This window comes from Enterobacter sp. SCRI0065 (assembly GCF_059766475.1).
The window spans coordinates 290,952-317,063 of record NZ_JCBAJB010000002.1; the positions used below are offsets into that span (position 1 = coordinate 290,952).

At 54.4% G+C, this 26,112-nt stretch carries 22 protein-coding genes and 1 pseudogene; 17 read left to right on the forward strand and 6 right to left on the reverse strand.

All coding sequences use genetic code 11. The features are described from left to right. Position 1 precedes the first annotated feature (1 nt). The 5 genes from nuoJ to nuoN all read left to right on the forward strand — a co-directional run bounded on the left by nuoJ (position 2) and on the right by nuoN (position 5,763). On the forward strand, positions 2-556 hold the full coding sequence (gene nuoJ, locus AC6EMZ_RS07275; protein ID WP_498401794.1) for an NADH-quinone oxidoreductase subunit J: 555 nt from the start codon (positions 2-4) through the stop codon (positions 554-556). Beyond that, positions 553-855 carry an NADH-quinone oxidoreductase subunit NuoK gene (nuoK, locus tag AC6EMZ_RS07280; RefSeq protein WP_015959821.1) on the forward strand — a complete coding sequence of 101 codons (303 nt, stop codon included), beginning with the start codon at positions 553-555 and terminating at the stop codon, positions 853-855. The genes nuoJ and nuoK overlap by 4 nt, the downstream gene beginning before the upstream one ends. Then, on the forward strand, positions 852-2,693 hold the full coding sequence (nuoL, locus tag AC6EMZ_RS07285; protein ID WP_498401795.1) for an NADH-quinone oxidoreductase subunit L: 1,842 nt from the start codon (positions 852-854) through the stop codon (positions 2,691-2,693). Before nuoK ends, nuoL begins: the two co-directional genes overlap by 4 nt. A gap of 76 nt (positions 2,694-2,769) precedes the next feature. Next, positions 2,770-4,299 carry an NADH-quinone oxidoreductase subunit M gene (gene nuoM, locus AC6EMZ_RS07290; protein WP_498401796.1) on the forward strand — a complete coding sequence of 510 codons (1,530 nt, stop codon included), beginning with the start codon at positions 2,770-2,772 and terminating at the stop codon, positions 4,297-4,299. 6 nt (positions 4,300-4,305) lie between these two features. Continuing rightward, on the forward strand, positions 4,306-5,763 hold the full coding sequence (gene nuoN / locus AC6EMZ_RS07295) for an NADH-quinone oxidoreductase subunit NuoN (RefSeq protein ID WP_498401797.1): 1,458 nt from the start codon (positions 4,306-4,308) through the stop codon (positions 5,761-5,763). Between the two features lie 53 nt (positions 5,764-5,816). Here nuoN and AC6EMZ_RS07300 read toward each other — a convergent pair whose 3' ends face one another. Both AC6EMZ_RS07300 and rnz read right to left on the reverse strand, forming a co-directional pair. Then, positions 5,817-6,821, reverse strand: a complete 1,005-nt coding sequence (locus tag AC6EMZ_RS07300) for a chemotaxis protein (protein ID WP_498401798.1) — start codon at positions 6,819-6,821, stop codon at positions 5,817-5,819. A 64-nt stretch (positions 6,822-6,885) separates the two neighbouring features. Beyond that, positions 6,886-7,802 (reverse strand): annotated as a pseudogene (rnz, locus tag AC6EMZ_RS07305) (ribonuclease Z). A gap of 72 nt (positions 7,803-7,874) precedes the next feature. Here rnz and AC6EMZ_RS07310 point away from each other — a divergent pair. From AC6EMZ_RS07310 to AC6EMZ_RS07350, 9 genes are all read left to right on the forward strand, one after another. Beyond that, positions 7,875-8,336 (forward strand): GNAT family N-acetyltransferase, encoded by a 462-nt coding sequence (locus tag AC6EMZ_RS07310; RefSeq protein ID WP_498401799.1) that lies wholly within the window; start codon positions 7,875-7,877, stop codon positions 8,334-8,336. A 53-nt stretch (positions 8,337-8,389) separates the two neighbouring features. After that, entirely contained in the window at positions 8,390-8,695 is a 306-nt protein-coding gene (elaB, locus tag AC6EMZ_RS07315; protein WP_498401800.1) for a stress response protein ElaB, read from the forward strand. Positions 8,696-8,791: 96 nt separating this feature from the next. After that, on the forward strand, positions 8,792-10,087 hold the full coding sequence (gene menF / locus AC6EMZ_RS07320) for an isochorismate synthase MenF (RefSeq protein WP_498401801.1): 1,296 nt from the start codon (positions 8,792-8,794) through the stop codon (positions 10,085-10,087). 88 nt (positions 10,088-10,175) lie between these two features. Further along, positions 10,176-11,846 carry a 2-succinyl-5-enolpyruvyl-6-hydroxy-3-cyclohexene-1-carboxylic-acid synthase gene (menD, locus tag AC6EMZ_RS07325; RefSeq protein WP_498401802.1) on the forward strand — a complete coding sequence of 557 codons (1,671 nt, stop codon included), beginning with the start codon at positions 10,176-10,178 and terminating at the stop codon, positions 11,844-11,846. Then, positions 11,843-12,619 (forward strand): 2-succinyl-6-hydroxy-2,4-cyclohexadiene-1-carboxylate synthase, encoded by a 777-nt coding sequence (menH, locus tag AC6EMZ_RS07330; RefSeq protein ID WP_498401803.1) that lies wholly within the window; start codon positions 11,843-11,845, stop codon positions 12,617-12,619. Before menD ends, menH begins: the two co-directional genes overlap by 4 nt. Next, positions 12,616-13,473, forward strand: a complete 858-nt coding sequence (gene menB / locus AC6EMZ_RS07335; protein WP_498401804.1) for a 1,4-dihydroxy-2-naphthoyl-CoA synthase — start codon at positions 12,616-12,618, stop codon at positions 13,471-13,473. Before menH ends, menB begins: the two co-directional genes overlap by 4 nt. Continuing rightward, on the forward strand, positions 13,473-14,438 hold the full coding sequence (gene menC / locus AC6EMZ_RS07340; protein ID WP_498401805.1) for an o-succinylbenzoate synthase: 966 nt from the start codon (positions 13,473-13,475) through the stop codon (positions 14,436-14,438). The genes menB and menC overlap by 1 nt, the downstream gene beginning before the upstream one ends. Beyond that, a complete protein-coding gene (gene menE / locus AC6EMZ_RS07345; protein WP_498401806.1) occupies positions 14,435-15,796 on the forward strand; it encodes an o-succinylbenzoate--CoA ligase in 1,362 nt (453 codons plus the stop codon). Before menC ends, menE begins: the two co-directional genes overlap by 4 nt. Before the next feature lie 91 nt (positions 15,797-15,887). Then, the gene (locus tag AC6EMZ_RS07350; RefSeq protein ID WP_498401807.1) at positions 15,888-16,832 is read left to right on the forward strand and encodes an Rpn family recombination-promoting nuclease/putative transposase; all 945 of its coding nucleotides are present in this window, start codon (positions 15,888-15,890) and stop codon (positions 16,830-16,832) included. A gap of 49 nt (positions 16,833-16,881) precedes the next feature. Here the strand turns inward: AC6EMZ_RS07350 and AC6EMZ_RS07355 are convergent, their stop codons facing one another. Beyond that, the gene (locus AC6EMZ_RS07355; RefSeq protein ID WP_498401808.1) at positions 16,882-18,321 is read right to left on the reverse strand and encodes a catalase; all 1,440 of its coding nucleotides are present in this window, start codon (positions 18,319-18,321) and stop codon (positions 16,882-16,884) included. 254 nt (positions 18,322-18,575) lie between these two features. Here AC6EMZ_RS07355 and AC6EMZ_RS07360 point away from each other — a divergent pair, with 254 nt between their 5' ends. Both AC6EMZ_RS07360 and AC6EMZ_RS07365 read left to right on the forward strand, forming a co-directional pair. After that, positions 18,576-19,118, forward strand: a complete 543-nt coding sequence (locus AC6EMZ_RS07360; protein ID WP_498401809.1) for a YfaZ family outer membrane protein — start codon at positions 18,576-18,578, stop codon at positions 19,116-19,118. Positions 19,119-19,211: 93 nt separating this feature from the next. Next, a complete protein-coding gene (locus AC6EMZ_RS07365) occupies positions 19,212-20,414 on the forward strand; it encodes a nicotinamide mononucleotide deamidase-related protein YfaY (protein ID WP_498401810.1) in 1,203 nt (400 codons plus the stop codon). Positions 20,415-20,443: 29 nt separating this feature from the next. On the opposite strand, the gene glpC is transcribed toward AC6EMZ_RS07365, so the two are convergent. From glpC to glpA, 3 genes are read right to left on the reverse strand one after another with little or no spacing between them, the layout of a single operon-like run. Then, complete coding sequence (gene glpC / locus AC6EMZ_RS07370) at positions 20,444-21,634, reverse strand: anaerobic glycerol-3-phosphate dehydrogenase subunit GlpC (RefSeq protein ID WP_498401811.1); 1,191 nt, start codon at positions 21,632-21,634, stop codon at positions 20,444-20,446. Further along, on the reverse strand, positions 21,634-22,881 hold the full coding sequence (gene glpB / locus AC6EMZ_RS07375) for a glycerol-3-phosphate dehydrogenase subunit GlpB (RefSeq protein WP_498401812.1): 1,248 nt from the start codon (positions 22,879-22,881) through the stop codon (positions 21,634-21,636). The genes glpC and glpB overlap by 1 nt, the downstream gene beginning before the upstream one ends. Continuing rightward, positions 22,871-24,499, reverse strand: a complete 1,629-nt coding sequence (gene glpA, locus AC6EMZ_RS07380; protein WP_498401813.1) for an anaerobic glycerol-3-phosphate dehydrogenase subunit A — start codon at positions 24,497-24,499, stop codon at positions 22,871-22,873. The genes glpB and glpA overlap by 11 nt, the downstream gene beginning before the upstream one ends. A 253-nt stretch (positions 24,500-24,752) precedes the next feature. On the opposite strand from glpA, the gene glpT reads away from it, so the two are divergent. Continuing rightward, positions 24,753-26,105: a glycerol-3-phosphate transporter gene (gene glpT, locus AC6EMZ_RS07385; protein WP_498401814.1), complete on the forward strand. Its 1,353-nt coding sequence runs from the start codon at positions 24,753-24,755 to the stop codon at positions 26,103-26,105. Positions 26,106-26,112: the final 7 nt, after the last annotated feature.

Sequence of the window (26,112 nt, forward strand, 5' to 3'; positions counted from 1 at the left end):
AATGGAATTCGCTTTTTATATCTGTGGCCTCATCGCCACCCTGGCCACGCTGCGAGTGATCACGCACACCAATCCGGTGCATGCGCTGCTTTACTTAATCATTTCGCTGTTGGCTATTTCCGGGGTGTTTTTTGCGCTTGGCGCACACTTCGCAGGTGCGCTTGAAATCATCGTTTACGCGGGTGCCATCATGGTGCTGTTCGTGTTTGTGGTGATGATGCTGAACCTGGGCGGCGCTGAAATCGAGCAGGAACGTCAGTGGTTGAAACCGCAGGTGTGGATTGGTCCGGCCATTTTGTCGGCCATCATGCTGGTGGTTATTGTTTATGCCATTCTCGGTGTGAACGACCAGGGTATTGACGGAACGCCAATTAGCGCTAAAGAAGTGGGTATTGCGCTGTTTGGGCCGTACGTTCTGGCGGTTGAACTGGCGTCGATGCTGCTGTTGGCGGGTCTGGTTGTTGCATTCCACGTTGGCCGCGAAGAGCGTGCTGGTGAAGTGCTGAGCAACCGTTCCGACGATCGCGCGAAAAGAAAAACGGAGGAGCGCGCATGATTCCTTTAACACATGGACTGATCCTCGCCGCGATTCTTTTCGTTCTCGGGCTGACGGGTCTGGTTATCCGCCGCAATCTGCTGTTTATGCTGATCGGTCTGGAAATCATGATTAACGCTTCTGCGCTGGCCTTTGTGGTCGCCGGTAGCTACTGGGGCCAACCGGATGGTCAGGTGATGTACATTCTCGCCATCAGCCTTGCGGCTGCCGAAGCGAGTATTGGCCTGGCGCTGTTGTTGCAGCTCCATCGTCGCCGCCAGAACCTGAACATCGATTCAGTAAGTGAGTTGCGTGGATGAACATGCTTGCCTTAACCATTATTTTTCCGTTGATTGGCTTTGTGCTGCTGGCATTTTCCCGCGGCCGCTGGTCGGAAAACCTGTCCGCGACCGTGGGCATGGGTTCAATCGGCCTGGCTGCCCTGGTAACAGCGTACGTAGGTGTCGACTTCTTTAACAACGGCAAGCAGGCCTTCAGCGTTCCGCTGTGGACCTGGATGTCGGTCGGTGATTTCAACATCGGTTTCAACCTGGTGCTGGATGGTCTTTCTCTGACCATGCTGTCGGTTGTTACCGGTGTGGGCTTCCTGATCCACATGTTCGCCTCCTGGTATATGCGCGGTGAAGAGGGATACTCCCGCTTCTTCGCCTACACCAACCTCTTTATCGCCAGCATGGTCGTATTAGTGCTGGGCGATAACCTGCTGCTGATGTATCTCGGCTGGGAAGGCGTGGGTCTGTGCTCTTACCTGCTGATCGGTTTCTACTACACCGATCCGAAGAATGGCGCAGCGGCAATGAAAGCGTTTGTCGTGACCCGTGTGGGTGACGTCTTCCTCGCCTTCGCGCTGTTCATTCTTTACAACGAATTGGGTACGCTGAACTTCCGCGAAATGGTGGAACTGGCTCCGGCTCACTTCGAAGCAGGCAACAACATGCTGACGTGGGCGACGCTGATGCTGCTGGGTGGTGCCGTGGGTAAATCCGCGCAGCTGCCGTTGCAGACATGGCTTGCTGACGCGATGGCCGGCCCTACGCCTGTCTCCGCGCTGATCCACGCCGCGACGATGGTTACCGCGGGTGTCTACCTGATTGCACGTACCCATGGCCTGTTCCTGATGACGCCAGAAGTTCTGCATCTGGTCGGTATCGTCGGTGCGGTCACGTTGGTGATGGCGGGCTTTGCCGCGTTGGTTCAGACCGACATCAAACGCGTTCTGGCTTACTCCACTATGAGCCAGATTGGTTACATGTTCCTGGCGCTGGGCGTGCAGGCATGGGACGCGGCGATCTTCCACCTGATGACGCATGCGTTCTTTAAAGCGCTGCTGTTCCTCTCGTCGGGTTCCGTGATTCTGGCCTGCCACCACGAGCAAAACATCTTCAAGATGGGTGGTCTGCGTAAATCTATTCCACTGGTTTACGCCTGCTTCCTGGTGGGCGGTGCGGCGCTGTCAGCCTTGCCGATGATTACCGCAGGCTTCTTCAGTAAGGATGAAATCCTTGCGGGAGCCATGGCGAATGGTCATATCAATCTGATGGTGGCAGGTCTGGTCGGTGCGTTCATGACCTCCCTGTATACCTTCCGTATGATTTTCATCGTGTTCCACGGTAAAGAACAAATTCACGCTCACGCAGGGAAGGGGATTACCCATCATCTGCCGCTGATTGTCTTGCTGATACTGTCTACCTTCGTTGGCGCAATGATTGTGCCGCCGTTGCAGGGCGTATTGCCAGATACCACCGAGCTTGAGCACGGTCGCGTTCTGACGCTTGAAATCACCTCTGGTGTGGTCGCTATCGCGGGCATCCTGATTGCAGCATGGCTGTGGTTGGGCAAACGCACGCTGGTCACGTCTATTGCCAACAGCGCGCCGGGCCGTTTGCTCAGTACGCTGTGGTTCAACGCGTGGGGCTTCGACTGGCTGTACGATAAGATCTTCGTGAAACCGTTCCTGGGCATTGCGTGGCTGGTGAAACGCGACCCGATGAACTCAATGATGAACATCCCGGCGATACTTTCCCGCTTTGCAGGTAAAGGCCTGCTGTTGAGCGAGAACGGCTATCTGCGCTGGTATGTGGCATCCATGAGCATCGGTGCGGTCGTTGTGCTGTCACTGCTGATGTTCTTACGTTGATCGTAGCGTGAATTTTTCTCGAATTCGTTGAAAATCAGGCCTCCTGGTGGGGCCTTAAAAAGGAATAAAAATCGCCATGTTATTACCCTGGCTAATATTAATTCCCTTCATTGGTGGGTTCCTGTGCTGGCAGACCGAACGCTTTGGCGTGAAGATGCCGCGCTGGATCGCGCTGATCACCATGGGATTGACGCTGGCACTGTCGCTGCAACTGTGGATGCAGGGCGGCTATTCATTGACCCAGTCTGCGGGCCTGCCGCAGTGGCAATCTGAGTTTATCCTGCCGTGGATCCCGCGTTTCGGGATTACTATCCACCTGGCGCTGGACGGTTTGTCATTGCTGATGGTGGTGCTGACCGGTCTGCTCGGCGTTCTGGCGGTACTGTGCTCCTGGCAAGAAATTCAAAAATACCAGGGCTTCTTCCACCTGAACCTGATGTGGATCCTCGGCGGCGTCATTGGCGTGTTCCTGGCCATCGACATGTTCCTGTTCTTCTTCTTCTGGGAGATGATGCTGGTGCCGATGTACTTCCTGATCGCGCTGTGGGGCCATAAGGCATCCGACGGTAAAACGCGTATCACGGCGGCAACCAAGTTCTTCATCTACACCCAGGCGAGTGGTCTGGTAATGTTGATTGCGATCCTGGGCCTGGTCTTTGTGCATTACAATGCGACCGGCGTCTGGACCTTCAACTACGAAGCGCTGCTGAAAACCCCTATGTCGCACGGCGTTGAATACCTGCTGATGCTGGGCTTCTTCATTGCGTTTGCGGTGAAAATGCCGGTAGTGCCGCTGCACGGTTGGCTGCCAGATGCACACTCCCAGGCGCCAACGGCGGGTTCCGTCGACCTGGCGGGGATTTTGCTGAAAACCGCGGCCTACGGTCTGCTGCGCTTTGCGCTGCCGCTGTTCCCGAATGCTTCCGCTGAGTTTGCACCGATTGCCATGTGGTTGGGCGTTATCGGTATCTTCTACGGCGCGTGGATGGCCTTCACGCAGTACGACATCAAGCGTCTGATTGCATATACCTCCGTATCCCATATGGGCTTCGTCCTGATTGCCATTTATACCGGCAGCCAGCTGGCGTACCAGGGGGCGGTCATCCAGATGATTGCGCACGGTTTGTCTGCGGCAGGTCTGTTCATTCTCTGTGGTCAGCTTTACGAGCGTCTGCACACGCGCGACATGCGCATGATGGGCGGTTTGTGGAGCAAAATTAAATGGTTACCTGCACTTTCAATGTTCTTCGCGGTGGCGACGCTGGGGATGCCGGGTACCGGTAACTTCGTCGGCGAATTTATGATTCTGTTCGGCAGCTTCAAAGTGGTTCCGGTCATTACCGTGATCTCCACTTTCGGCCTGGTCTTTGCGTCCGTTTACTCGCTGGCGATGCTGCATCGCGCTTACTTCGGTAAAGCGAAAAGCCAAATTGCTGAGCAAGAATTGCCGGGAATGTCGCTGCGTGAGCTGTCCATCGTTCTGCTGCTGGTCGTACTGCTGGTGCTGTTGGGCTTCTTCCCGCAGCCGATTCTGGATACCTCGCATTCAGCGATGAGTAACATCCAGCAGTGGTTTGTTAATTCTGCTTCTACTACAAGGCCGTAAATCGCCATGACAATAACTCCACAACAACTGATTGCGCTGCTACCGCTGCTGATCGTCGGATTGACGGTGGTGGTTGTGATGCTCTCCATTGCGTGGCGACGCAATCACTTCCTGAATGCCACGCTGGCGGTTCTGGGTCTGAACGCTGCGTTAGTCTCCCTCTGGTTTGTTGGCCAGGCGGGCGCGATGGATGTCACGCCGCTGATGCGCGTTGACGGCTTTGCCATGCTCTACACCGGACTGGTTCTGCTGGCGAGTCTGGCGACCTGTACTTTTGCGTATCCGTGGCTCGAAGGCTATACCGACAACAAAGAAGAGTTCTACCTGTTGGTACTTATTGCCTCGTTGGGCGGGATTCTGCTGGCTAATGCCAACCATCTGGCGGCGCTGTTCCTCGGAATTGAGCTTATCTCTCTGCCGCTGTTCGGTCTGATTGGTTATGCCTTCCGTCAGAAACGCTCTCTGGAAGCGAGTATCAAGTACACGATTCTGTCTGCTGCTGCTTCGTCTTTCCTGCTGTTTGGTATTGCGCTGCTGTACGCACAGTCCGGTAACCTTTCTTTCGTGGCACTCGGTAAGAGTCTCGGCGATGGCATGCTGCACGAACCGCTGCTGTTAGCGGGTCTGGGTATGATGATTGTTGGCCTGGGCTTCAAGCTGTCTCTGGTTCCGTTCCACCTGTGGACGCCAGACGTCTATCAGGGCGCTCCGGCTCCGGTTTCTACCTTCCTGGCGACGGCGAGTAAAATCGCTATCTTCGGTGTGGTAATGCGTCTGTTCCTGTACGCTCCAGTGGGAGATAGTGAAGCGGTCCGCGTGGTGCTGGGCATTATCGCGTTCGTTTCTATCATCTTCGGCAACCTGATGGCGCTGAGCCAGACCAATATCAAACGTCTGCTCGGTTACTCCTCCATTTCCCATCTGGGCTACCTGATGGTGGCATTGATCGCGCTGCAAAGCGGCTCTATGTCAATGGAAGCGGTTGGCGTTTACCTGGCGGGTTATCTGTTTAGCAGCCTCGGTGCGTTTGGCGTTGTGAGCCTGATGTCCAGCCCGTATCGTGGCCCGGATGCAGACTCGCTGTTCTCTTATCGTGGTCTGTTCTGGCACCGTCCGATTCTGTCGGCGGTCATGACCGTGATGATGCTGTCTCTGGCTGGTATCCCAATGACGCTGGGCTTCATTGGTAAGTTCTACGTACTGGCCGTCGGTGTGCAGACGGGTCTGTGGTGGCTCACTGCGGCGGTCGTTATCGGCTCCGCGATTGGTTTGTATTACTACCTGCGTGTTGCCGTGAGCCTGTATCTGAATGCACCTCAGCAGCTCACCCGTGATGCGCCGACCAACTGGCAATACAGTGCTGGTGGGATTGTGGTGCTGATTTCCGCGCTGCTGGTGCTTATCTTCGGTATCTATCCGCAGCCGCTGATTACTCTGGTACAGCACGCGATGCCGCTGATGTAAGCAAGGTAAAAATAAAAAACCCGCCTCGGCGGGTTTTTTTTGCCCAGCAGCGATTAAGCCAGCTGCTTACGACTAATCAACGGCCCGTCAATTTTCTTCATCGACCGATCCAGCACTTCTTCTATCACCGACGACAGTTCATTCAGTTCAAACTTCGCCACATAGCCATCGGCCTTCACCTTGCGAATATGATCTTCGTTAGCGTTGCCGGAAAGGGATGAGTGGATCACCACCGGGATATGTTTCAGGAATTCATCGGTCTTGATTTTGCGCGTTAGCGTAAAACCGTCCATCTCTGGCATCTCAAGGTCAGTCAGAACCAGCGCAATCTTATCGGTAATCGGTACCCCTTCAGCCTGCGCCTGTGCGGCAAGGACGCCGATTTTTTCCCAGGCTTCTTTGCCGGTAATATGCAGCTGGGCCGGGATGTTCATTGCCTCCAGACCTTTTTCCAGCATTGAGCGCGCGACTTTAGAATCTTCAGCCACGATCGCGACAGCACCTGGCTTAATATTGAATTTGTTGGTTTTCAGATTGGTCGCGTGCAGATCGTGGTTGGCAGGCGTGATGTCATAAAGAATCTGCTCAACGTCCAGCACCATCGCCAGATCGTTGGTATCGGTCTTTTCATCCAGACACGCAATGCTGGTGATGTAACGTCCGCTGACGGCGGTTTCTGCTGCATGTACCTGCTTCCAGTCAAGACGCATAATGTTCTCGACGGACTCAACGGCAAAGGCCTGCACGCTGCGAGCATATTCGGTAATCAACAGGATATTCAAACCGGTGGTTGGCTTACAGCCTGCCACTGCGGCCAGATCGATAACCGGAATCACCTGGTCACGAATGTTCACCATTCCCATCAGCGGGGATTTCATCCCCGCAGGCTTAGTGAATGAGGGCATAGGTACAATTTCGCGAAGCTTAAAAACGTTAATGCCAAACAGCTCGGATTTGCTTTCATCCATCGAGGTGCCGAGACGGAACAACAGGAGTTCAAATCGGTTTGATAGGGTCAAATTTGCCCTGTCATCAATATCTTTCTGGAAATTATCCATTTTACCCTCAAGTGAGATGCTTGCCTTTTAATCGTTATCGGCACACTGAGGGAAAAATGAAGGGTTAAACGCTGACTTGAGTGAAATCTTCCGCCAGCTCGCAGGCCGGGAAGACGTTACGACATTCTGCCAGTAGCATTGCGCACCCTTCGGCGTCGTAACGTGAGCTCACATGCGTGACGATCAATCTCCCCACGTTTGCCTCGTGAGCAAGCTGAGCTGCCTGGCGTGTAGAGCTGTGGCCGCGGCTGTTAGCTTTCTCTTCCATGGCCGATTCGAGCGTCGCTTCGTGAACCATGATATCGACGTTTTGCGCCAGTATCAGCGCTGCAGGGCAGGGGGCCGTATCGCCAAAGAGCGCTATCTTTTTGCCCGGCTGCGGCGCAGAAAGATAGTCTCGGCCATTAACGATGCGTCCATCCTGCAGGGTTACCGTTTCGCCTTGCTTGAGCAACTGGAATAACGGTCCCGGCTTAACACCATCGGCAATTAAGGCCGCGGCATCCAGGGTGCCGGGCTTATCGTGCTCTTCAACTCGATAGCCGTAGCATTCGACGGGATGATTCAGCAGGTGCGCGGTGACAATATAGAGATCATCCTCAAATACCACGCCTTCAGATATTTCAACAACCTCAAGCGGGTAATCGGTCCATGAGCCGCTCAGGCGCAGGGTCGTCTCAACAAATTCACCAATCCCGGCAGGACCGTAAATGGTTAACGCATTCATATTCCCCGCCATCGAGCGGCTACACAGCAGGCCCGGCAGGCCAAAGAGATGGTCGCCATGCAGATGAGTGATAAAGATTTATCAAGCTTGCCAGGATGGTACGCGGTGCGTAACAGCTGGTGCTGCGTGCCTTCGCCGCAGTCAAACAGCCAATATCCTGCGCGAGTGGGGTGCTGCAGATCCAACAGCATGGCCGTTACGTTTCGCGAGCGGGTTGGCACACCAGCAGAAGTGCCCAGAAAAATCAGTTCCATAACTTAATCAGACTCTTTGCCGAACGTAAAAGTGTTTAGTATAACGGGATGATAACTCATAAGGAGTCTGACATGATTCAGTGGCAAGATTTACACCATAGTGAACTCAGCGTTTCTGCGCTGTATGCACTGCTCAAACTGCGTTGCGAAGTGTTCGTTGTCGAACAAACCTGCCCCTATCAGGACATCGATGGCGACGACCTGGTGGGCGAAAATCGCCATATCCTCGGCTGGAAAGATGACGCGCTGGTAGCGTATGCGAGGATTCTGAAAAGTGAAGACGATTTCGACCCCGTGGTGATTGGCCGGGTAATCGTAAGCCGCGCAGCGCGAGGCGAAAAATTGGGATTCACGTTAATGGAAAAAACGCTAGCCTCCTGTGAAAAACAGTGGCCAGACAAGGCGTTATACTTAGGGGCGCAGGCGCATCTCCAGCCATTTTATGCTCACTTTGGTTTTGCCCCCGTGACCGATATTTACGACGAAGACGGCATTGCGCACATTGGCATGGCGCGGGAAGTGAAACAGGCGTAATCGGTAGTCGTTGTCTATAGTTACCGGACTGATGCACTCACATGGAGAAAACTATGTCATTTCAATCTTGGGAAACCCGTATCGACGACGATCTGGCTCTGCTGAGCGAAACGCTGGAAGAAGTGCTGCGTTCATCAGGCGATCCTGCCGATCAAAAATACATTGAGCTTAAAGCGCGTGCCGAGCAGGCACTGGAAGAGGTGAAAAATCGCGTGAGTCACGCCTCTGACAATTATTATTACCGCGCCAAAAAAGCGGTTTACCGTGCTGATGACTACGTGCATGAAAAACCGTGGCAAGGCATCGGTGTCGGCGCGGCGGTGGGTTTGGTATTAGGTCTGTTGCTCGCCCGTCGTTAAGCATCATGCATAAACGGTGACCCCTCCCTAAACGTGGGTACTGCTTTTTACGGCAAGTACCCCGTATAATATGAGGTTTTACAGGGAGAGGTCCGCGTGCATTCGATTTCAATCGCCATGGAAAGTCTTCGCCACTTTCTTGCGCAAGACTTTCCCGCGTCGCCTGGTTTGCGTCACGTTGACGTCCCTTTCCCGTTAAATGATGCCTTCGACCCGCTGGCCTGGCTGGGGGCGCAAGTCTCTTATCCTCAGTTTTACTGGCAACAGCGTAACGGCGATGAAGAACTCGCGGCTTTTGGGGCGGTTGCTCATTTTACCTCTTTATCTGCCGCGCAACGATTCCTGCAAGACCGAGCGGCCTCCTGTGATACCCGCATTTGTGGTTTGAACGCCTTCAATCCTGAGTTGAGTCAGTTATTTCTTCCACGATTACTGTGGCTGCGCATCGGCGGCACGGCAACGTTGCGCCTGAACCTGTCGAGCGAACATTCGCTTCTGGAGGATGCGCAGTCTGCGCGAGACTTCCTGCAATCTCTTTGTGATGCAAAACCGATAACGGCCATTGCCGCGCAAATCGAAAGTGAAACGCATCTGCCCGCAAAGCATGAATGGCTGAAATTGATTGCTACAGCGACACATGCCATCGCTCAAGCCGAATTCGAAAAAGTGGTGTTAGCAAGGGCGACGGATTTGCAATTTGATCTGCCGGTCAAGGCGATAGCGCTGATGGCCGCCAGTCGACGCCTTAATCTCAATTGCTATCACTTCTGCATGGTGTTTAATGCGCACGACGCTTTTTTGGGATCCTCGCCGGAGCGTTTATGGCGGCGTCGCGGCCATCATTTGCGTACTGAAGCACTGGCAGGAACGGTTGCCAGCCACGGTGATGACAAGCTCGCCCGACGTTTTGGCGAATGGCTGATGAACGACGATAAGAATCAGCGTGAAAACATGCTGGTCGTCGAAGACATTTGCCAGCGATTACAGCATCATACTCACGCGCTTGAGGTATTACCTGCGCAAATTGTTCGTCTGCGAAAAGTGCAGCATCTGCGTCGCTGCATCTGGACGGAATTAAAAAATGCGGATGATGTTCAATGTCTGCAACTTTTACAGCCGACGGCCGCCGTGGCGGGGTTGCCTCGTCAGCCTGCACGGGCGTTTATTCAGAAGGTTGAACCCTTTGATCGGGAATGGTATGCCGGTTCCGCCGGGTATCTTTCCTCAGAGCAAAGTGAATTCTGCGTCGCGCTGCGTTCGGCTCGCGTGAGTCATTCTTCGGTACGTTTATACGCTGGAGCTGGGATCGTCAGTGGTTCCGAACCGGAAGAAGAGTGGCAGGAGATAGAAAATAAAGCCGCAGGGCTGAGAACATTGCTCCTTATGGATTAACACAGAGTCGCGCATTCCCGATTCACATCAAAATTCCATATCTCACTATTATTTATACTACGTCGTAATATTGATACCGGACAATTTCATGTCAGTAAGTTCTTTTAACCGACGCTGGGCGGCGGTCATTCTCGAAGCCCTGACGCGCCATGGCGTCAGGCATGTGTGCATTGCGCCAGGTTCCCGCTCTACGCCGCTGACGCTCGCGGCGGCAGAAAATCGCGCATTCATTCATCACACCCATTTTGACGAGCGTGGCCTTGGCCATCTGGCGCTGGGTTTGGCAAAAGTCAGTCAAGCGCCCGTCGCGGTGATTGTGACGTCCGGTACCGCTGTCGCCAATCTCTATCCGGCGCTTATCGAAGCCGGACTGACGGGTGAAAAACTGATCTTGCTCACGGCCGATAGGCCGCCAGAGTTGATTGACTGTGGCGCAAATCAGGCGATTCGCCAGCCGGGGATTTTTGCCTCGCATCCCTCGCAGGCTCTCTCTTTACCGCGCCCCACGCAGGACATTCCGGCAAGCTGGCTGGTGTCGACGCTGGACGATGCGCTTGGCTCACTGCGCAGCGGCGCGTTGCATATTAACTGTCCGTTTGCCGAGCCGCTGTATGGCGAAATGGACGATACCGGTCTCGACTGGCAACAATCGCTCGGTAACTGGTGGCAAAGTGATAAACCCTGGTTGCAGGCGCAAACGCATCTGCAAAGCGCGAAGCAGCGTGACTGGTTCTTCTGGCGGCAGAAACGCGGCGTCATTCTCGCCGGGCGTATGAGCGCAGCTGAGGGCAAACTGGCAGCAGAATGGGCACAAACGCTCGGCTGGCCGCTGATCGGTGATGTGCTTTCGCAGACGGGACAACCCTTGCCTTGTGCGGATTTATGGTTGGGCAATGCCAGGGCTGTCACCGAGTTGTCCAGGGCACAAATCGTTATTCAGCTTGGTACGAGTCTGACCGGCAAGCGTCTGCTACAGTGGCAGACCACCTGCGAGCCACAAGAGTATTGGCTTGTCGATCCGCTTGAAGGGCGATTGGATCCTGCGCATCATCGTGGCCGCCGTCTGGTGAATGACATCGGCGATTGGCTTGAGCAGCATCCGGCGGAAAAACGGCAACCCTGGGCCACTGAGACACCGGTGCTTTCACAGCAGGCATGGCAACTGACGGCGCAGCAATGCGAAGGTTTTGGTGAAGCTGAACTGGCACACCGTATTCGTCGCTATTTGCCAGAACAAGGACAGCTCTTCGTCGGCAATAGCCTGGTGGTGCGCCTAATTGATGCGCTTTCTCAACTGCCGGCAGGCTATCCGGTTTATAGCAACCGTGGTGCCAGCGGCATTGATGGCCTGATTGCTACCGCGGCTGGCGTGCAGCGTGCCAGTGCAAAATCGACGCTAGCCATCGTTGGGGATTTATCCGCGCTTTACGATCTTAACGCGCTGGCATTACTGCGCCAGGTATCGGCACCGTTTGTGCTGATCGTGGTGAATAACAACGGCGGACAGATATTTTCCCTGTTGCCAACGCCGCAAAGCGAGCGCGAGCGCTTCTACCTGATGCCGCAAAACGTTCAGTTTGAGCACGCGGCGGCCATGTTCAGCCTCAAATACCATTGCCCGGAAAGCTGGTCGGATTTAGATGACGCGCTTAGCCGTGCCTGGCGACGGCCCGGAGCCACGTTGATTGAACTGGTGGTCAATGATTCGGACGGGGCGCAGAAATTGCAGAACCTGTTGGCGCAGGTGAGCCATCTATGAATCTTGCCGGTGAAACGCGTGCAGGAAAGTCGGGGTATCCCTGGCTGATCTTTCTGCACGGTTTTTCCGGGGATTGTCGCGAGTGGCAAGAGGTCGGTAAGCATCTGCCCGACTATCCACAGCTGCATCTTGATTTGCCCGGGCACGGTGCTTCCAGTCAAATGAGCGTGTCTGGGTTCAGCGGTGTCAGCAAATTGCTTAACGACACCTTTGTTAGTTACAACATACTTAAATATTGGCTGGTGGGGTATTCGCTTGGCGGTCGTATCGCCATGTATCACGCGTGTCAGCAGCCAACGGGGCTATGCGGATTGATTGTCGAAGGTGGGCATCCTGGGCTGGACTGCGCGCAGGCGCGCGAAAACAGGCGTCTTGTGGACAGGCGCTGGGCGACACGTTTTGCTGATGAGCCCCTGGATTCTGTGTTTTCTGACTGGTATCAACAGCCCGTGTTTGCGTCTTTAACTGATATGCAGCGACAGGATCTGGTGACATTACGCCGCCAAAACAGCGGCCTGGCGCTGGCGGAGATGCTTCAGGCGACTTCGCTTGCAGAACAGCCCGATCTCCGCGCGGCATTGAGTATCCTTTCATACCCCTTTCATTATTTATACGGCGAGCGGGATGACAAATTTGCAGCGATTGCTGCAAAGCTGTGTGCCGAACGCCATGCGATTCCTAATGCCGGACACAACGCCCATCGGGACAATCCCGCAGCGGTTGCCGCGAGTCTGGCGCAGATACTGCGTCTTCGAACAAAGGACACTCCATGATCTATCCTGATGAACACATGTTATATGCACCGGTTGAATGGCAAGACTGCTCCGAAGGTTACACCGACATTCGCTATCACAAATCTGCCGATGGTATCGCTAAAATCACCATCAACCGTCCGCAGGTGCGTAACGCCTTTCGTCCGCTGACCGTTAAAGAGATGATGCTGGCGATGGCCGATGCGCGCTACGACGACAATATCGGCGCGATCGTGTTGACCGGAGAAGGTGATAAAGCCTTTTGCGCGGGCGGCGATCAGAAAGTGCGCGGTGACTACGGCGGATATCAGGACGATTCAGGCGTACATCACCTGAACGTGCTCGACTTCCAGCGTCAAATTCGTACCTGTCCGAAACCGGTGGTAGCGATGGTTGCTGGCTACTCTATCGGTGGTGGCCATGTGCTGCACATGATGTGTGACCTGACAATTGCCGCAGAAAATGCCGTCTTTGGGCAGACTGGCCCGAAGGTCGGTTCCTTCGATGGTGGCTGGGGGGCGTCCTACATGGCGCGGATTGTTGGTCAGAAAAAAGCGCGTGAAATCTGGTTCCTGTGCCGTCAGTACGATGCGAAAGAGGCGCTGGACATGGGCCTGGTCAACACCGTGGTTCCGATCGCCGATCTGGAAAAAGAGACCGTGCGCTGGTGTCGCGAAATGCTGCAAAATAGCCCGATGGCGCTGCGCTGTCTGAAAGCCGCACTGAACGCCGACTGCGACGGTCAGGCGGGTCTGCAGGAGCTTGCGGGTAACGCCACTATGCTGTTCTACATGACTGAAGAGGGTCAGGAAGGCCGCAACGCGTTTAACGAAAAGCGCCAGCCTGATTTCAGTAAATACAAGCGTAACCCGTAATGCGTCGCGCGCAGGTTTACCGCTGGCAGATACCTATGGACGCGGGCGTGGTGCTGCGTGAACGGCGGTTAAAAACCCGTGACGGCCTTTTTGTTCATTTGCAAGACGATGAACAGGAAGGCTGGGGTGAGATCTCGCCGCTACCGGGGTTTAGCCAGGAATCGCTGGAGGAGGCTCAGGTGGCTCTGCTCACGTGGGCTGTTGCCTGGCGTGAAGGCAACTCACCGGTACTACCGGGCGTTCCTTCTGCTGCCTTCGGGATCAGCTGCGCGTTGGCTGAGCTGGATGGCAGTCTGCCCGACGAGGCAAATTACCGTGCGGCTCCGTTATGTACAGGCGACCCCGATGAGCTGTTCGCCGTGCTTTCCGCTATGCCGGGTGAGAAAGTGGCAAAAGTGAAAGTGGGTCTTTATGAAGCGGTGCGTGACGGCATGGTGGTAAACCTGCTGCTGGAAGCCATTCCGGATTTGCGCCTGCGCCTGGACGCCAACCGTGCCTGGACGCCGCTCAAGGCGCAGCAGTTTGCGAAATACGTCAATCCGGCGTATCGCGACCGGATCGCTTTTCTGGAAGAGCCGTGTAAAACCCGCGACGATTCGCGGGCATTTGCACAGGAAACCGGGATTGCTATCGCCTGGGATGAAAGTCTGCGTGAGGCAGATTTCCAGTTCATCACTGAGCCGGGCGTAAGTGCTGTGGTGATCAAACCGACGCTAACGGGTAGCCTTTCGATCGTACGTGAGCAGGTCGAAAAAGCCCATGCGTTAGGGCTCACTGCGGTGATCAGTTCATCCATTGAATCGAGTCTTGGCTTGACACAGCTGGCGCGTATTGCGGCATGGTTAACGCCGCAAACCGTTCCGGGGCTTGATACGTTGAATCTGATGCAGTCGCAGCTTATCCGTCAGTGGCCGCAAAGCTCGCTTCCATGCCTGAACGTTGAGGCGCTGGAGCCGCTGCTATGAGTTTTACCGACTGGCCGTGGCGACACTGGTGCAAACAGCATGCGGATAAACCTGCACTGCGCCTGAATGACGACATCCTGAGCTGGCAACAGCTTTGCCAACGCATTGACGCGCTGGCCAGTGGCTTTCATCATCAGGGCGTACGCGAAGGTGATGGGGTAATGCTCTTGGCGCAAAATCATCCGGGCACGCTGCTGGCCTGGCTTTCCTTGTTGCAATGTGGTGCACGTATTTTACCGGTGAACCCTCAATTACCCCGCCCATTGCTCGACGTGCTAATCCCGCAAATGACGCTGCGTTTTGCGCTCGTGCTGGAGGGGGAATATCACGGTGTAACACCGCTTGCCTTGTTTGAACAAACGGGAAGCTTTGCGACACACTGGCAACCGGATCGCCTGGCCTCCATGACGCTGACCTCAGGTTCTACAGGACTTCCTAAAGCCGCCGTACATACTTGCTCCGCTCATCTTGCCAGTGCCAATGGGGTAGTGGCGCTGATGCCCTACGGTGGTGAAGATGACTGGTTACTGTCGCTACCGCTATTCCACGTGTCGGGGCAGGGCATTATGTGGCGCTGGCTACTGGCTGGGGCACGGTTAACCGTGCGTGAAAAACAACCGCTGGAGCTGATGCTTCAGGGATGTACTCACGCGTCTTTGGTACCGACACAGCTCTGGCGGCTTTTGAATACTCAGACTCCTCTCTCACTCAACGCTGTGTTGTTGGGGGGCGCGGCAATCCCCGTGGACTTAACGGTTAAGGCGCAGGAAGAGGAGATTCGCTGCTGGTGCGGTTACGGTCTGACCGAATTTGCTTCAACGGTCTGCGCAAAAGAAGCCGACGGTAAACCCGATGTCGGCGTGGCACTGCCCGGCCGTGAGGTCAGGATTGTGGATGGTGAAGTGTGGCTAAAGTCAGCAAGTATAGCCAGCGGGTACTGGCGTGATGAGACGCTTATCCCGCTCACCAACGAACAAGGCTGGTTTGCCACTCGCGATCGCGGTGAGCTGAATGAAGGGCGTCTGACAATAATTGGGCGTCTGGATAATCTATTCTTCAGCGGCGGCGAAGGGATACAGCCAGAAGAGCTGGAGCGGGTTATCGTTGCGCATCCGCAGATAAGCCAGGTTTTCGTGGTGCCTCTGGATGATGCCGAATTTGGTCAACGCCCGGTGGCTGTGGTTGAGTGTGAAGAAAATGCGAATATCGCCGGCTTCCCTGAATGGGTACGCGAAAAGCTGGCCCGTTTTCAGCAGCCGTTGCATTGGTTGATCATGCCCGCTGAACTTAAACATGGTGGGATTAAAGTTTCGCGTAAAGCGCTTCAACAATGGGTGAACGCGGTGCTGAAGGGCTGACTTGCGAACCTCCTCGGTAAACTGAACAGCGAAAAATACCCGTGATGTGTGTTGTGATAGTTTCCGCCCAAAGGATTGGGTAGGGAAAATTATGCATAACTCATCATCTCCAACACCGCATGACGCAGTCTTTCGAAAAGTGCTATCGCATAGTGATACGGCACGAGATTTTTTAACGATACATTTAAATGAGCGATTACTTTCGCTCTGTGATTTATCTACTTTACGTCTTGAGTCGGGGAGTTTTGTCGAAGAGGATCTTCGGCTCTGTTACTCGGATATCCTTTATTCATTGAAAACGTCCTCGGGCCAAGGGTACGTTTACGCATTGATTGAACATCAAAGCTCGCCGGACAAGAACATGGCTTTTCGCTTGATGCGTTATGCGATAGCGGCCATGCAGCGCCATCTTGATAAAGGCCATCGCGAGCTTCCGCTTGTGATACCGCTGCTTTTTTACCATGGTAAAGCCTCGCCTTACCCTTGGTCGACTCGCTGGCTAGACGCCTTTCAGCTTCCCCAGGAAGCAAAAGCGTTGTACACAGAAGCTTTCCCGATAATTGACATCACTGTGCTACCTGATGAATCCATTATGCAGCATCGCCGCGTCGCAATGCTTGAGTTACTGCAAAAGCATGTTCGACACAGGGATATGCTTGAGCTTCAGGAGCAACTGGTGAGTTTACTGGCGCTGGGATACACTAACGATACGCAACTGAAAACGTTGTTAAATTATCTGCTACAGGCCGGTAATACTGCGGATCCCGCAGCGTTTTTATACGTATTAGCCAACAGAACCAGCGATCGGCAGCAAAAGGAAACGTTAATGAATATTGCGCAGTTTCTCCGGGAAGAAGGCATGGCAAAGGGTCTATCTCAGGGGCTGTCTCAGGGATTGACTCAGGGGCGAACGGAGGGCATTCAGCAGGAAGCTTTGCGAATTGCTAAAACCATGCTGGAAAATGGAATGGATCCAGTAACGGTAAGCAGGCTGACTGGACTTGCACCAGATATTGTCGAGCAGGCCAGACATTGATCTATGAAAACGGGAGCCAACGCTCCCGTTAGGCTAAATGGTATCTCGCTTACTTACGCATTTTCAGCGCTCTTGCTACGCCAGCACCATATTCTGGATGGACTTCGCTAAACAGCGCAATCTGACGTTGCTGGATAAATTCAGGTACGTCCTGCATATCACCTGCGATACGTTCGAACATCCGCTGATGCTCATCCGCACTCAGCAATTCATACAGCTTACGCGGCTGGCTAAAGTAGTCATTATCCTCACGATGATTCCAGTTATCCGCAGCACCCTCCAGTGACAGCGGTGGCTCGCTGAAATCAGGCTGTTCCTGGAAAACGTTATAGCTGTTTGGCTCGTAAGTAGCGCCGTTGCCGCTGTTGCCATCGACGCGCATTGCACCGTCGCGGTGATAGTTATGGAACGGGCAACGCGGCGTGTTCACTGGGATCTGATGATGATTAACGCCCAGGCGATAACGGTGAGCATCACCATAAGAGAACAACCGGCCTTGCAACATCCTATCCGGTGAGAAGCCAATGCCAGGCACGATGTTTGCCGGTGACATTGCCACCTGCTCAACTTCAGCGAAGTAGTTATCCGGGTTACGGTTTAGCTCCAGCTCACCCACTTCAATCAGTGGATAATCACCGTGCGGCCAAACTTTGGTTAAATCAAACGGGTTATACGGCACCTTAGACGCGTCGGCTTCCGGCATAATTTGCACGTAAAAAGTCCAACGCGGGAAATCACCTTTTTCAATGGATCCAAACAAATCACGCTGCGAGCTTTCACGGTCTTCCGCAATGATTTTCCTGGCTTCATCGTCCATCAGGTTATGGATGCCCTGCTGAGATTTGAGGTGGAATTTGACCCAGAAACGTTCATTCTTGCTGTTAATGAAGCTGAAGGCGTGACTGCCGAAGCCGTGCATGGTGCGATAGGATTGAGGCAGACCGCGATCGCTAAAGTCGATAGTCAACTGATGGAGCGCTTCTGGTAGCTGCGAGAAGAAATCCCATTTGTAGGTGGCGTTGCGCAGGTTGGTGCGTGGATCACGTTTCACCACATGGTTGAGGTCAGGGAATTTAAGCGGATCGCGCAAATAAAAGACCGGCGTGTTGTTACCGACTAAATCCCAGTTGCCCTCTTCGGTGTAAAACTTGATCGAAAAGCCGCGAATATCGCGCTCGGCATCTGCCGCGCCGCGCTCGCCGGCTACGGTCGAAAAGCGAAGAAAGAGATCGGTTTTTTTCCCAACGCTGGAAAAAATCTTTGCCCGAGTAAACGACGAAATATCCTTTGTGACAGTGAATGAACCGTATGCACCGGAACCCTTCGCATGCATTCGACGCTCGGGGATCACCTCGCGGTCAAAATGGGCCAGCTTTTCGAGAAACCAGACATCCTGCAGTAGCATCGGACCGCGCGGACCCGCTGTTTCAACATTGTTATTATGCGCGACGGGTGCGCCAGACGCAGTCGTTAAACCTTTTTTGCTCATTTTTGCCTCCCTGGGCTATATATATCAATTCGTTACTCTTCCGTATTAAGCACAATTTAATTTAGGTAACTTCCGATATCCTTATATTGATCGTGGACAATCTGCGGGGCACTAATCCGTCTAAAGCCGCGGTAGTTTCAAATCGTTACAAACAAAAGACCTTGCGCACGCATAGAGCATTGATCCCTGACGGTCTCGCGTTACACTCTCGCGGTTTGGGACTTTCTACGATTAATTTGTGCGGGATCACTACAATGAAAAAAGTGGCATTGTTAGGCCTTGGCGGCCTGATGTTTGTATCTGCGGCGGCTAACGCTATTAGCATCAGCGGTCAGGCGGGTAAGGATTACACCAACCTCGGATTTGGCCTCGGGACTGATACCTCAGGTCTGGCGATGAGCGGTAACTGGACGCATAACGATGACGACGGCGACGCGGCAAGCCTGGGGCTCGGGCTAAACGTGCCATTGGGGCCATTCCTGGCAACCGTCGGCGGTAAAGGTATCTACACCAACCCTAACGACGGTGATGAAGGTTACGCGGCGGCAGTGGGTGGCGGTCTGCAGTGGAAAATTGGCGACAGCTTCGGTCTGTTTGGTGAGTACTATTACTCCCCGGATTCGCTCTCCAGCGGTATCGAGAGCTATGAAGAAGCCAACGCTGGCGCGCGCTGGACCATCATGCGTCCGATCACTATCGAAGCAGGTTATCGCTATCTGAACCTGGCAGGTAAAGACGGCAATCGCGACAACGCCCTGGCCGACGGTCCGTACGTTGGTGTGAGCGCAGGTTTCTGATTTTCCGGCGCGGTGTTCTGCCGCGCCTGTTTCCCTCTTCCCACCCCATCTGATTGCGCTATAGTGTTTTCACCATATAAGCGGGAGAACACAATGATAAACGTGGAGATGTTATCCACCGGCGACGAAGTGCTGCATGGACAGATTACTGATACCAATGCCGCCTGGCTGGCCAATTTTTTCTTTGAGCAGGGATTACCTTTAACACGACGTAATACCGTCGGTGACAACCTCGATTCGTTGGTGAGTATTCTTCGTGAGCGCAGTGAGCATGCGGATGTGCTGATTGTTAACGGCGGGCTAGGCCCCACCAGTGACGATCTTAGCGCGCTGGCCGCCGCGACCGCAAAAGGGGAGGGGCTGGTTCTGCACAACGAGTGGCTGGTGCAAATGGAACGCTTCTTTACCGAGCGTGGCAGGGTGATGGCCCCCAGCAATCGTAAGCAAGCGGAAATCCCAGCCAGCGCTGAGCTGGTCGATAATCCAGTTGGCACGGCATGCGGATTTGCGGTTACGCTTAATCGCTGTCTGATGTTCTTCACGCCGGGCGTCCCCTCTGAATTTAAAGTGATGGTGGAACATGAAATTCTGCCGCGGCTACGTGAGCGCTTCACGCTGCCTGAACCACCTATTTGCCTGCGTCTGACGACGTTTGGCCGTTCTGAAAGCGATCTGGCGCAAAGTCTCGACCCTCTCCCGCTGCCTGAAGGGGTATCGATGGGATATCGCTCCTCGATGCCTATCATCGAGCTGAAACTTACCGGTCCTGCCACCCAGAAGGCCGCTATGCTGGCGCTGTGGCCAGAGGTACAGCGTGTGGCGGGTGAAAGCCTGATCTTCGAAGGAACGGAAGGCCTGCCTGCGCAAATTGCCCGTCATTTACAGGAACGACAGCTGAGTCTGACGTTAAGTGAGCAGTTCACGGGAGGCCTGCTGGCGTTGCAACTGTCGCGTCAACATGCGGCCTTGCTGGCCAGCGAAGTGGTACCATCGCAGGAAGAGACCCTCGCGCAAACCGCGCATTGGGCGGCCGACCGTCGGGTGAAGCATTTTGCCGGACTGGCGATGGCAGTGACAGGGCTTGAGGATGAGCATCTCAACTTTGCTTTGGCCACGCCTCAGGGGACCCATGCGTTGCGGGTCAAAATGAGCGTGACGCGCCATAGTTTACAGGTGCGTCAGGAAGTCTGCGCGATGATGGCCTTGAATATGCTGCGTCGCTGGCTGAATGGCAAAGACGTGGCCAGCGAGCACGGCTGGATTAACGTGGTAGATTCACTGTTTATTGAATCATAACAACCGGGGCCGAAAAGCCCCGGTTTGTTTTAGCCCAGTGATTTTGCCAACAGAGTGATGGGATGTTCGCAGCGTTTGCTGGTGGACATCTCAATCTGCCATTTACAGGTTTCGCAGTCGGTCACCACCAGGTCTGCACCGCTTTCTTCAATCTGTTGGAACAGCGGCGCGCCAATAGCCTGAGATGTCGGATAGTTTTCACGCTTAAATCCGTAGGTCCCCGCAATTCCGCAGCAACGGGAATCCAGCACCGTCAGCTCCAGCCCTGGAATCAAGCGCAATAGCTCAAGCGTATACAGCGACCAGCCCATTTTCTCCATGTGGCAGGGTGTGTGATACACCACTTTCAGCGGCAATGGATTTAACGCCAACGTTTTGCCACCCTCCAGCTTGCGCCAGAGAAAACGTGTCGCCAGTTCGATATGCTCGCGCAAGCCGCTATTATCTACATCCAGCAGGTGCGGATACTCATCGCGTAACGTGAAGGTACAGGTAGACGACGTGGCAAGTACTGGAATGCCTTTATCATTGATGGCCTCGCGCAGTGAGGTCACGTTGCTTTGAGCCTGTTTACGCGCCTTTTCGGTAAAGCCGTTGGCAATCAGCGGTACGCCGCAGCACTTCTCTTTGTTGAGCAATTGCACGCCAGTGCCCATGGCATTCAATACTTTGATCAGATCCTTACCTAACTGCGGGTGGTTATAGTTCACGTAGCAACCGTGAAAGAACGCTGTCTGGTCGGCATATTGCGCTTGTTCTGCTGCTACGGATTTGTACCAGCGACGAAATGTGCCGTGGGAATATTTTGGCAGGCTCCGGTGATGGTCGATTTTAAGAGCGACATCAAGCAGTTGCCGAACGGGCTTAAGGGACGTCGCGGCGTTGACCAGTGGAGCAAACGGGGTCGACAAGCTACCCATCAAATCCGTGTGGCTTAATATGGCATCGCGCAGCGTTGGCTTTTGCTGGCTGTAACGGGCGCGGGCGCGCTGAATGATGTCGCCAATTTTGACATCGGACGGGCATGCCACTTCGCAGCGTTTGCAGTTGATGCAATATTTCAGCGCATCGTCGTACAGTGCGCCATCTTTCAGGCGCAGGCGTTCGCCGTCCGGTCCGGCCTGTTTAGGGCCAGGATAGCGAGGGTTGACGCTACTGACCGGGCAGGCGGTCGTGCAGACCGTGCATTTAATACAACTTTCAAAACGGGTATCGTTCATTATTCACCTTCCGCACGTTGGCAAATTTGCTCCGCGACATGCAGCGCGGTAATCGCGCAAACGCCGCCGCCACAGCCCTGGGCGATAGGATCGAATCCGCCCAAAACCGATCCAATGGCATAAAGATTATCGACAGGCGAACCGGATAGCTGGGGACGCAAACTGGCATCGGTGATAACGCCAAATTGCTGCCATGGCTGAGGCGCGAAGAAATCGCTTTGATACCAGTCTGCACGCGAGGCGCATTGGCGCACGTCCAGATCCAGCACGGCTTCGCGCACACCTTCACGACTGCTCAATAATCCGTTGCTGAAAAAGCTGCCGCTGGCCAGCACGGCAAACCGCGTGCGCAGGGAGATATCCTCGTGATTACGCGTCCAGACCGCGCTGACGGCACCGTCCGTCAACGTCACTTCTCTGACTTCATCACCCGCCATCCACACGCCACCCTGGGCGATGAACTGGCGCTGTAGTTGATTATGCAGGCGAATACCCGGTACTGAAGGGGGAAGGGTGGGAAGTAAATAGAGTGCGCAGGGGAGTCTATCTGAGAGCCAGCGCCACAGTCGGTTATCTGCCAGGCCAAAGCAGGCGGGCATATACAGGGTGTCATAGCCTTTGCAAAGCGGCTCAAGCGCACTGAACAGCAAGGGCCATTTGTCATCGCCGTCCAAATAACGGGCAATATTAACCGCCCTGAATTCACTGGCGTTATCGCGCAGCACATCCAGTTCAGGCAATTCAATTTCTGCCGTATCCGCGTTCATTCCTTGCTGACGTAGTGATGCCGCAGCAAGATGCGCCTGAAAATCAAGAAAACCGCTGATGCCCACCACGCAAACACGCTGTGCGTGAAAAGGTGCAACGGGGACTTCTTCAGGGCTTAACCATGCCTGGCGCAACGTACCAAGCGGCGTTACGCGCTGATGGTTTCGTTGCGAACTCCCCTTCAGGCGGGTATTGCAGGTTGCCAGCAAGGTTTCGGTTTCGGCGGCAAGGCGCGCAATATGCCCGGAACCTATCAGACTATAAGGGTGCTCTGGCGGCAAAGCATGCAGGACAGAAAGCGGGTTTTGGACCGTCGTCCCGTCGGGTAGCGCACCGAGCAGATCCAGCGAACCTGACGAGAAATGTAACGCGCTCTGACCGCGACTGACTATCGCGCAGCGCAGCCCACGTTGCGTCAGCTTGAGTCCGCAGACCAAACCAGCCAGACCCCCACCGATAATCACCGTATCAAATTTCATCGTGGTGCTCCTTTTCCAGGCCGCATAACCCCTGGTATACCCAGCGTGTAAACTCGCTTTCGCGTAGCGCGTCACCCCAGGCGACAGGCTGCACCCCTTTCCAGCGCTCGTTGAGGAACTCGCTGAGCTGAGTTAATGATTGTGCCGAGGTAGTGACATTGAATCTTTGTAGCAATCCGGCAGCGCGACAGGCGCACAGTTCCCCCTGGCAGGTGCCCATGCCTACCCGAGTACGCCGACGTAAATCGAGCAGATTATTGACCGTCAGATTTTCGACCGCATACTGCACTTCACCCGCAGTCACGGCTTCGCATTCGCATACCAGACTACGGTTAAGGCGGCCTTCGCCTAACCAGCTGGGCGTTCGGTCGCCATGACGATAGATAGCCGAACCTCGCAGCGGGGCTGGCAACGAGATGATTTTTTGCAGCGTCTTTTCTGTGGGTTCCTGCGAACCGGGCAGAGGTCGGTCTGCGGTGACGCAGGGCTGACTGTTGCCCAGTTTGCGGCAGACCGCATCGGTCGCCCATTGCGCCATTAATCGATAAGTCATCAGTTTGCCGCCGGTAATGGTGATAAAACCTTCCATTCCGTCGCGCTTAGCATGATCGAAAAGAACGATGCCACGACTGACGTTGCGTCCACTTGGATCGTTATCGCAGGCCACCAAAGGGCGCACACCTGAATAAGCGCGAAGAATGCGGGTTTGCGCCATGATTGGTGCCAGCTTTTCTCCTTCGCGCAGCAGGGTATCCACCTCTTCAGCGGTGACGCGGTTGCGGTCGATATCCTGATAGTCGATGTGCGTGGAGGTGGTGCCAATCAGCGAAATGGTATCGCCGGGCACCAGGATATCGGCATCAGAGGGTTTACGGCAGCGGTTAATAACGTGGTTATTGATTCGGTGATCAAGGATAAGCAGCGAGCCTTTTGCCGGGAACATACGGATAGAGAGGTCGGCATATTCCGCAATACGTTGTCCCCAGATCCCCGCCGCGTTAACCACTACCCCCGCATACAGCTCGCTGTGTTCCCCGTAAAGCGTGTCGTAGACCCGCACACCGCGCACGGTATCGCCTTCGCGGATGAGCCCTGTCACCTCATGTGCGGTCAGGATGGTTGCGCCATGTTCCCGAGCATCAAGCATATTGGCAGCCGTAAGTCGGAAAGGATCGACGGTACCGTCAGGCACTTTTACCGCGCCAATCAGCGCTGGGTTAACCGAAGGCTCAATGCGCCGCGCCTGGTCGGGGTCCAGTATCTGAGCATTTATGCCAGCCTCAGTGCATGCGCTTACAAAGGTTTGCTGGAACATGAGGTCGTCTTCAGGAAGGGTGATAAACAGGCCATCGGTAGGCTCAATGCAGTGACGGGCAATACGTTTCAGAATCTGGTTTTCAGCAATGCACTCGCGGGCGGATTCGTTGTCGGTCACGGCGTATCGTGCACCGCTGTGCAGCAGACCATGGTTTCGTCCAGTAGCACCGGTTGCGATGTCATGGCGCTCCAGTAGCGTCACGCGTAAACCGCGCAGCGCGCAGTCTCGTGCGATGCCTGCGCCGGTTGCGCCTCCACCAATGATAATCACATCGCCATAACGGGGATCGCGGGTTGTCATTATCTTCCCTCATGTTCGTTTTTTTATCATTCAGCCACATAAATAGTGTGGTTTGTTTGATTTCGAACATAATCGAGCGCAATACGAAAATGAAACGTGATTTCGTGCGCCTTTTTGCGCACGTTGTCATATTTCTGTAACATTCTGTGCGTTGATTCACAGTAACAATCGCTGTGATTTTTTAACATCGCCGCCTCTGGAGCTGGGGTTAGCAAACTCCCCGGTTATTTATTACAAGGCCACGGAGGCTATTATGCTCAGTATCTTCAAACCTGCGCCGCATCGAGCGCGCGTCTCAGAAGCAGAGGTCGATCCGCTATATCGCCGTATGCGCTGGCAAATCTTCCTGGGAATATTCTTCGGCTATGCTGCCTATTATCTGGTGCGTAAAAACTTCGCGCTGGCGATGCCTTATTTGGTTGAACAGGGCTTTTCGCGCGGCGATCTGGGCTTTGCGCTGTCGGGCATTTCTATTGCCTACGGTTTTTCAAAATTCATCATGGGTTCGGTGTCGGATCGTTCGAATCCGCGCGTGTTCTTGCCCGCCGGGTTGATCCTGGCGGCGTCAGTGATGTTGTTTATGGGCTTTGTGCCATGGGCGACCTCCAGCATTGCGATTATGTTTGTGCTGCTGTTCCTGTGCGGTTGGTTCCAGGGCATGGGATGGCCGCCGTGTGGACGTACCATGGTGCACTGGTGGTCGCAGAAAGAACGCGGTGGCGTCGTGTCAGTGTGGAACTGCGCGCACAACGTGGGTGGTGGTATTCCACCGCTGCTGTTCCTGCTAGGGATGGCCTGGTTTAACGACTGGAAAGCGGCGCTGTATATGCCAGCGTTTGGTGCCATCGTGATTGCGCTCATCGCCTTTGCTTTAATGCGCGATACGCCGCAATCCTGTGGTCTTCCACCGATTGAAGAGTACAAAAATGACTATCCGGACGATTACAACGCGCAGCATGAAGAAGAACTAACTGCGAAACAGATCTTCATGAAGTATGTGCTGCCGAACAAACTGCTGTGGTACATCGCCGTCGCGAACGTGTTTGTCTATCTGCTGCGCTATGGCATCCTCGACTGGTCGCCAACCTATCTGAAAGAGGTGAAGCACTTCGCGCTAGATAAGTCTTCCTGGGCCTACTTCCTGTATGAGTACGCGGGTATTCCAGGCACACTGTTATGCGGCTGGATGTCGGACAAAGTGTTCAGGGGCAACCGCGGCGCAACGGGCGTCTTCTTCATGACGCTGGTGACCATTGCGACCATCGTTTACTGGCTAAACCCGCCGGGCAATCCGGGCGTGGATATGGCCTGTATGATCGTGATTGGCTTCTTGATTTACGGTCCGGTGATGCTGATTGGTCTGCATGCGCTAGAGCTGGCACCGAAAAAAGCGGCTGGTACGGCGGCAGGCTTTACCGGTCTGTTTGGTTATCTGGGCGGCTCGGTTGCAGCCAGTGCCATTGTTGGCTATACGGTCGATTTCTTCGGCTGGGACGGCGGATTTATGGTCATGATTGGCGGTAGCATTATGGCAGTGATCCTGCTGATCGTGGTGATGTTTGGCGAAAAACGCCATCACGCGGAAATGCAGGCGCGTCGTCAATAGGGAGGAT

Coding starts and splice junctions, on each gene's coding strand:
- AC6EMZ_RS07300 (WP_498401798.1), bottom strand. CDS start 6,821: ATGGATAATTTCCAGAAAGATATTGATGACAGGGCAAATTTGACCCTA.
- AC6EMZ_RS07310 (WP_498401799.1), top strand. CDS start 7,875: ATGATTCAGTGGCAAGATTTACACCATAGTGAACTCAGCGTTTCTGCG.
- menE (WP_498401806.1), top strand. CDS start 14,435: ATGAGTTTTACCGACTGGCCGTGGCGACACTGGTGCAAACAGCATGCG.
- nuoL (WP_498401795.1), top strand. CDS start 852: ATGAACATGCTTGCCTTAACCATTATTTTTCCGTTGATTGGCTTTGTG.
- nuoJ (WP_498401794.1), top strand. CDS start 2: ATGGAATTCGCTTTTTATATCTGTGGCCTCATCGCCACCCTGGCCACG.
- AC6EMZ_RS07360 (WP_498401809.1), top strand. CDS start 18,576: ATGAAAAAAGTGGCATTGTTAGGCCTTGGCGGCCTGATGTTTGTATCT.
- glpC (WP_498401811.1), bottom strand. CDS start 21,634: ATGAACGATACCCGTTTTGAAAGTTGTATTAAATGCACGGTCTGCACG.
- nuoM (WP_498401796.1), top strand. CDS start 2,770: ATGTTATTACCCTGGCTAATATTAATTCCCTTCATTGGTGGGTTCCTG.
- menD (WP_498401802.1), top strand. CDS start 10,176: ATGTCAGTAAGTTCTTTTAACCGACGCTGGGCGGCGGTCATTCTCGAA.
- glpA (WP_498401813.1), bottom strand. CDS start 24,499: ATGACAACCCGCGATCCCCGTTATGGCGATGTGATTATCATTGGTGGA.
- elaB (WP_498401800.1), top strand. CDS start 8,390: ATGTCATTTCAATCTTGGGAAACCCGTATCGACGACGATCTGGCTCTG.
- glpT (WP_498401814.1), top strand. CDS start 24,753: ATGCTCAGTATCTTCAAACCTGCGCCGCATCGAGCGCGCGTCTCAGAA.
- nuoN (WP_498401797.1), top strand. CDS start 4,306: ATGACAATAACTCCACAACAACTGATTGCGCTGCTACCGCTGCTGATC.
- nuoK (WP_015959821.1), top strand. CDS start 553: ATGATTCCTTTAACACATGGACTGATCCTCGCCGCGATTCTTTTCGTT.
- menC (WP_498401805.1), top strand. CDS start 13,473: ATGCGTCGCGCGCAGGTTTACCGCTGGCAGATACCTATGGACGCGGGC.
- menH (WP_498401803.1), top strand. CDS start 11,843: ATGAATCTTGCCGGTGAAACGCGTGCAGGAAAGTCGGGGTATCCCTGG.
- AC6EMZ_RS07355 (WP_498401808.1), bottom strand. CDS start 18,321: ATGAGCAAAAAAGGTTTAACGACTGCGTCTGGCGCACCCGTCGCGCAT.
- glpB (WP_498401812.1), bottom strand. CDS start 22,881: ATGAAATTTGATACGGTGATTATCGGTGGGGGTCTGGCTGGTTTGGTC.
- AC6EMZ_RS07365 (WP_498401810.1), top strand. CDS start 19,212: ATGATAAACGTGGAGATGTTATCCACCGGCGACGAAGTGCTGCATGGA.
- menB (WP_498401804.1), top strand. CDS start 12,616: ATGATCTATCCTGATGAACACATGTTATATGCACCGGTTGAATGGCAA.
- AC6EMZ_RS07350 (WP_498401807.1), top strand. CDS start 15,888: ATGCATAACTCATCATCTCCAACACCGCATGACGCAGTCTTTCGAAAA.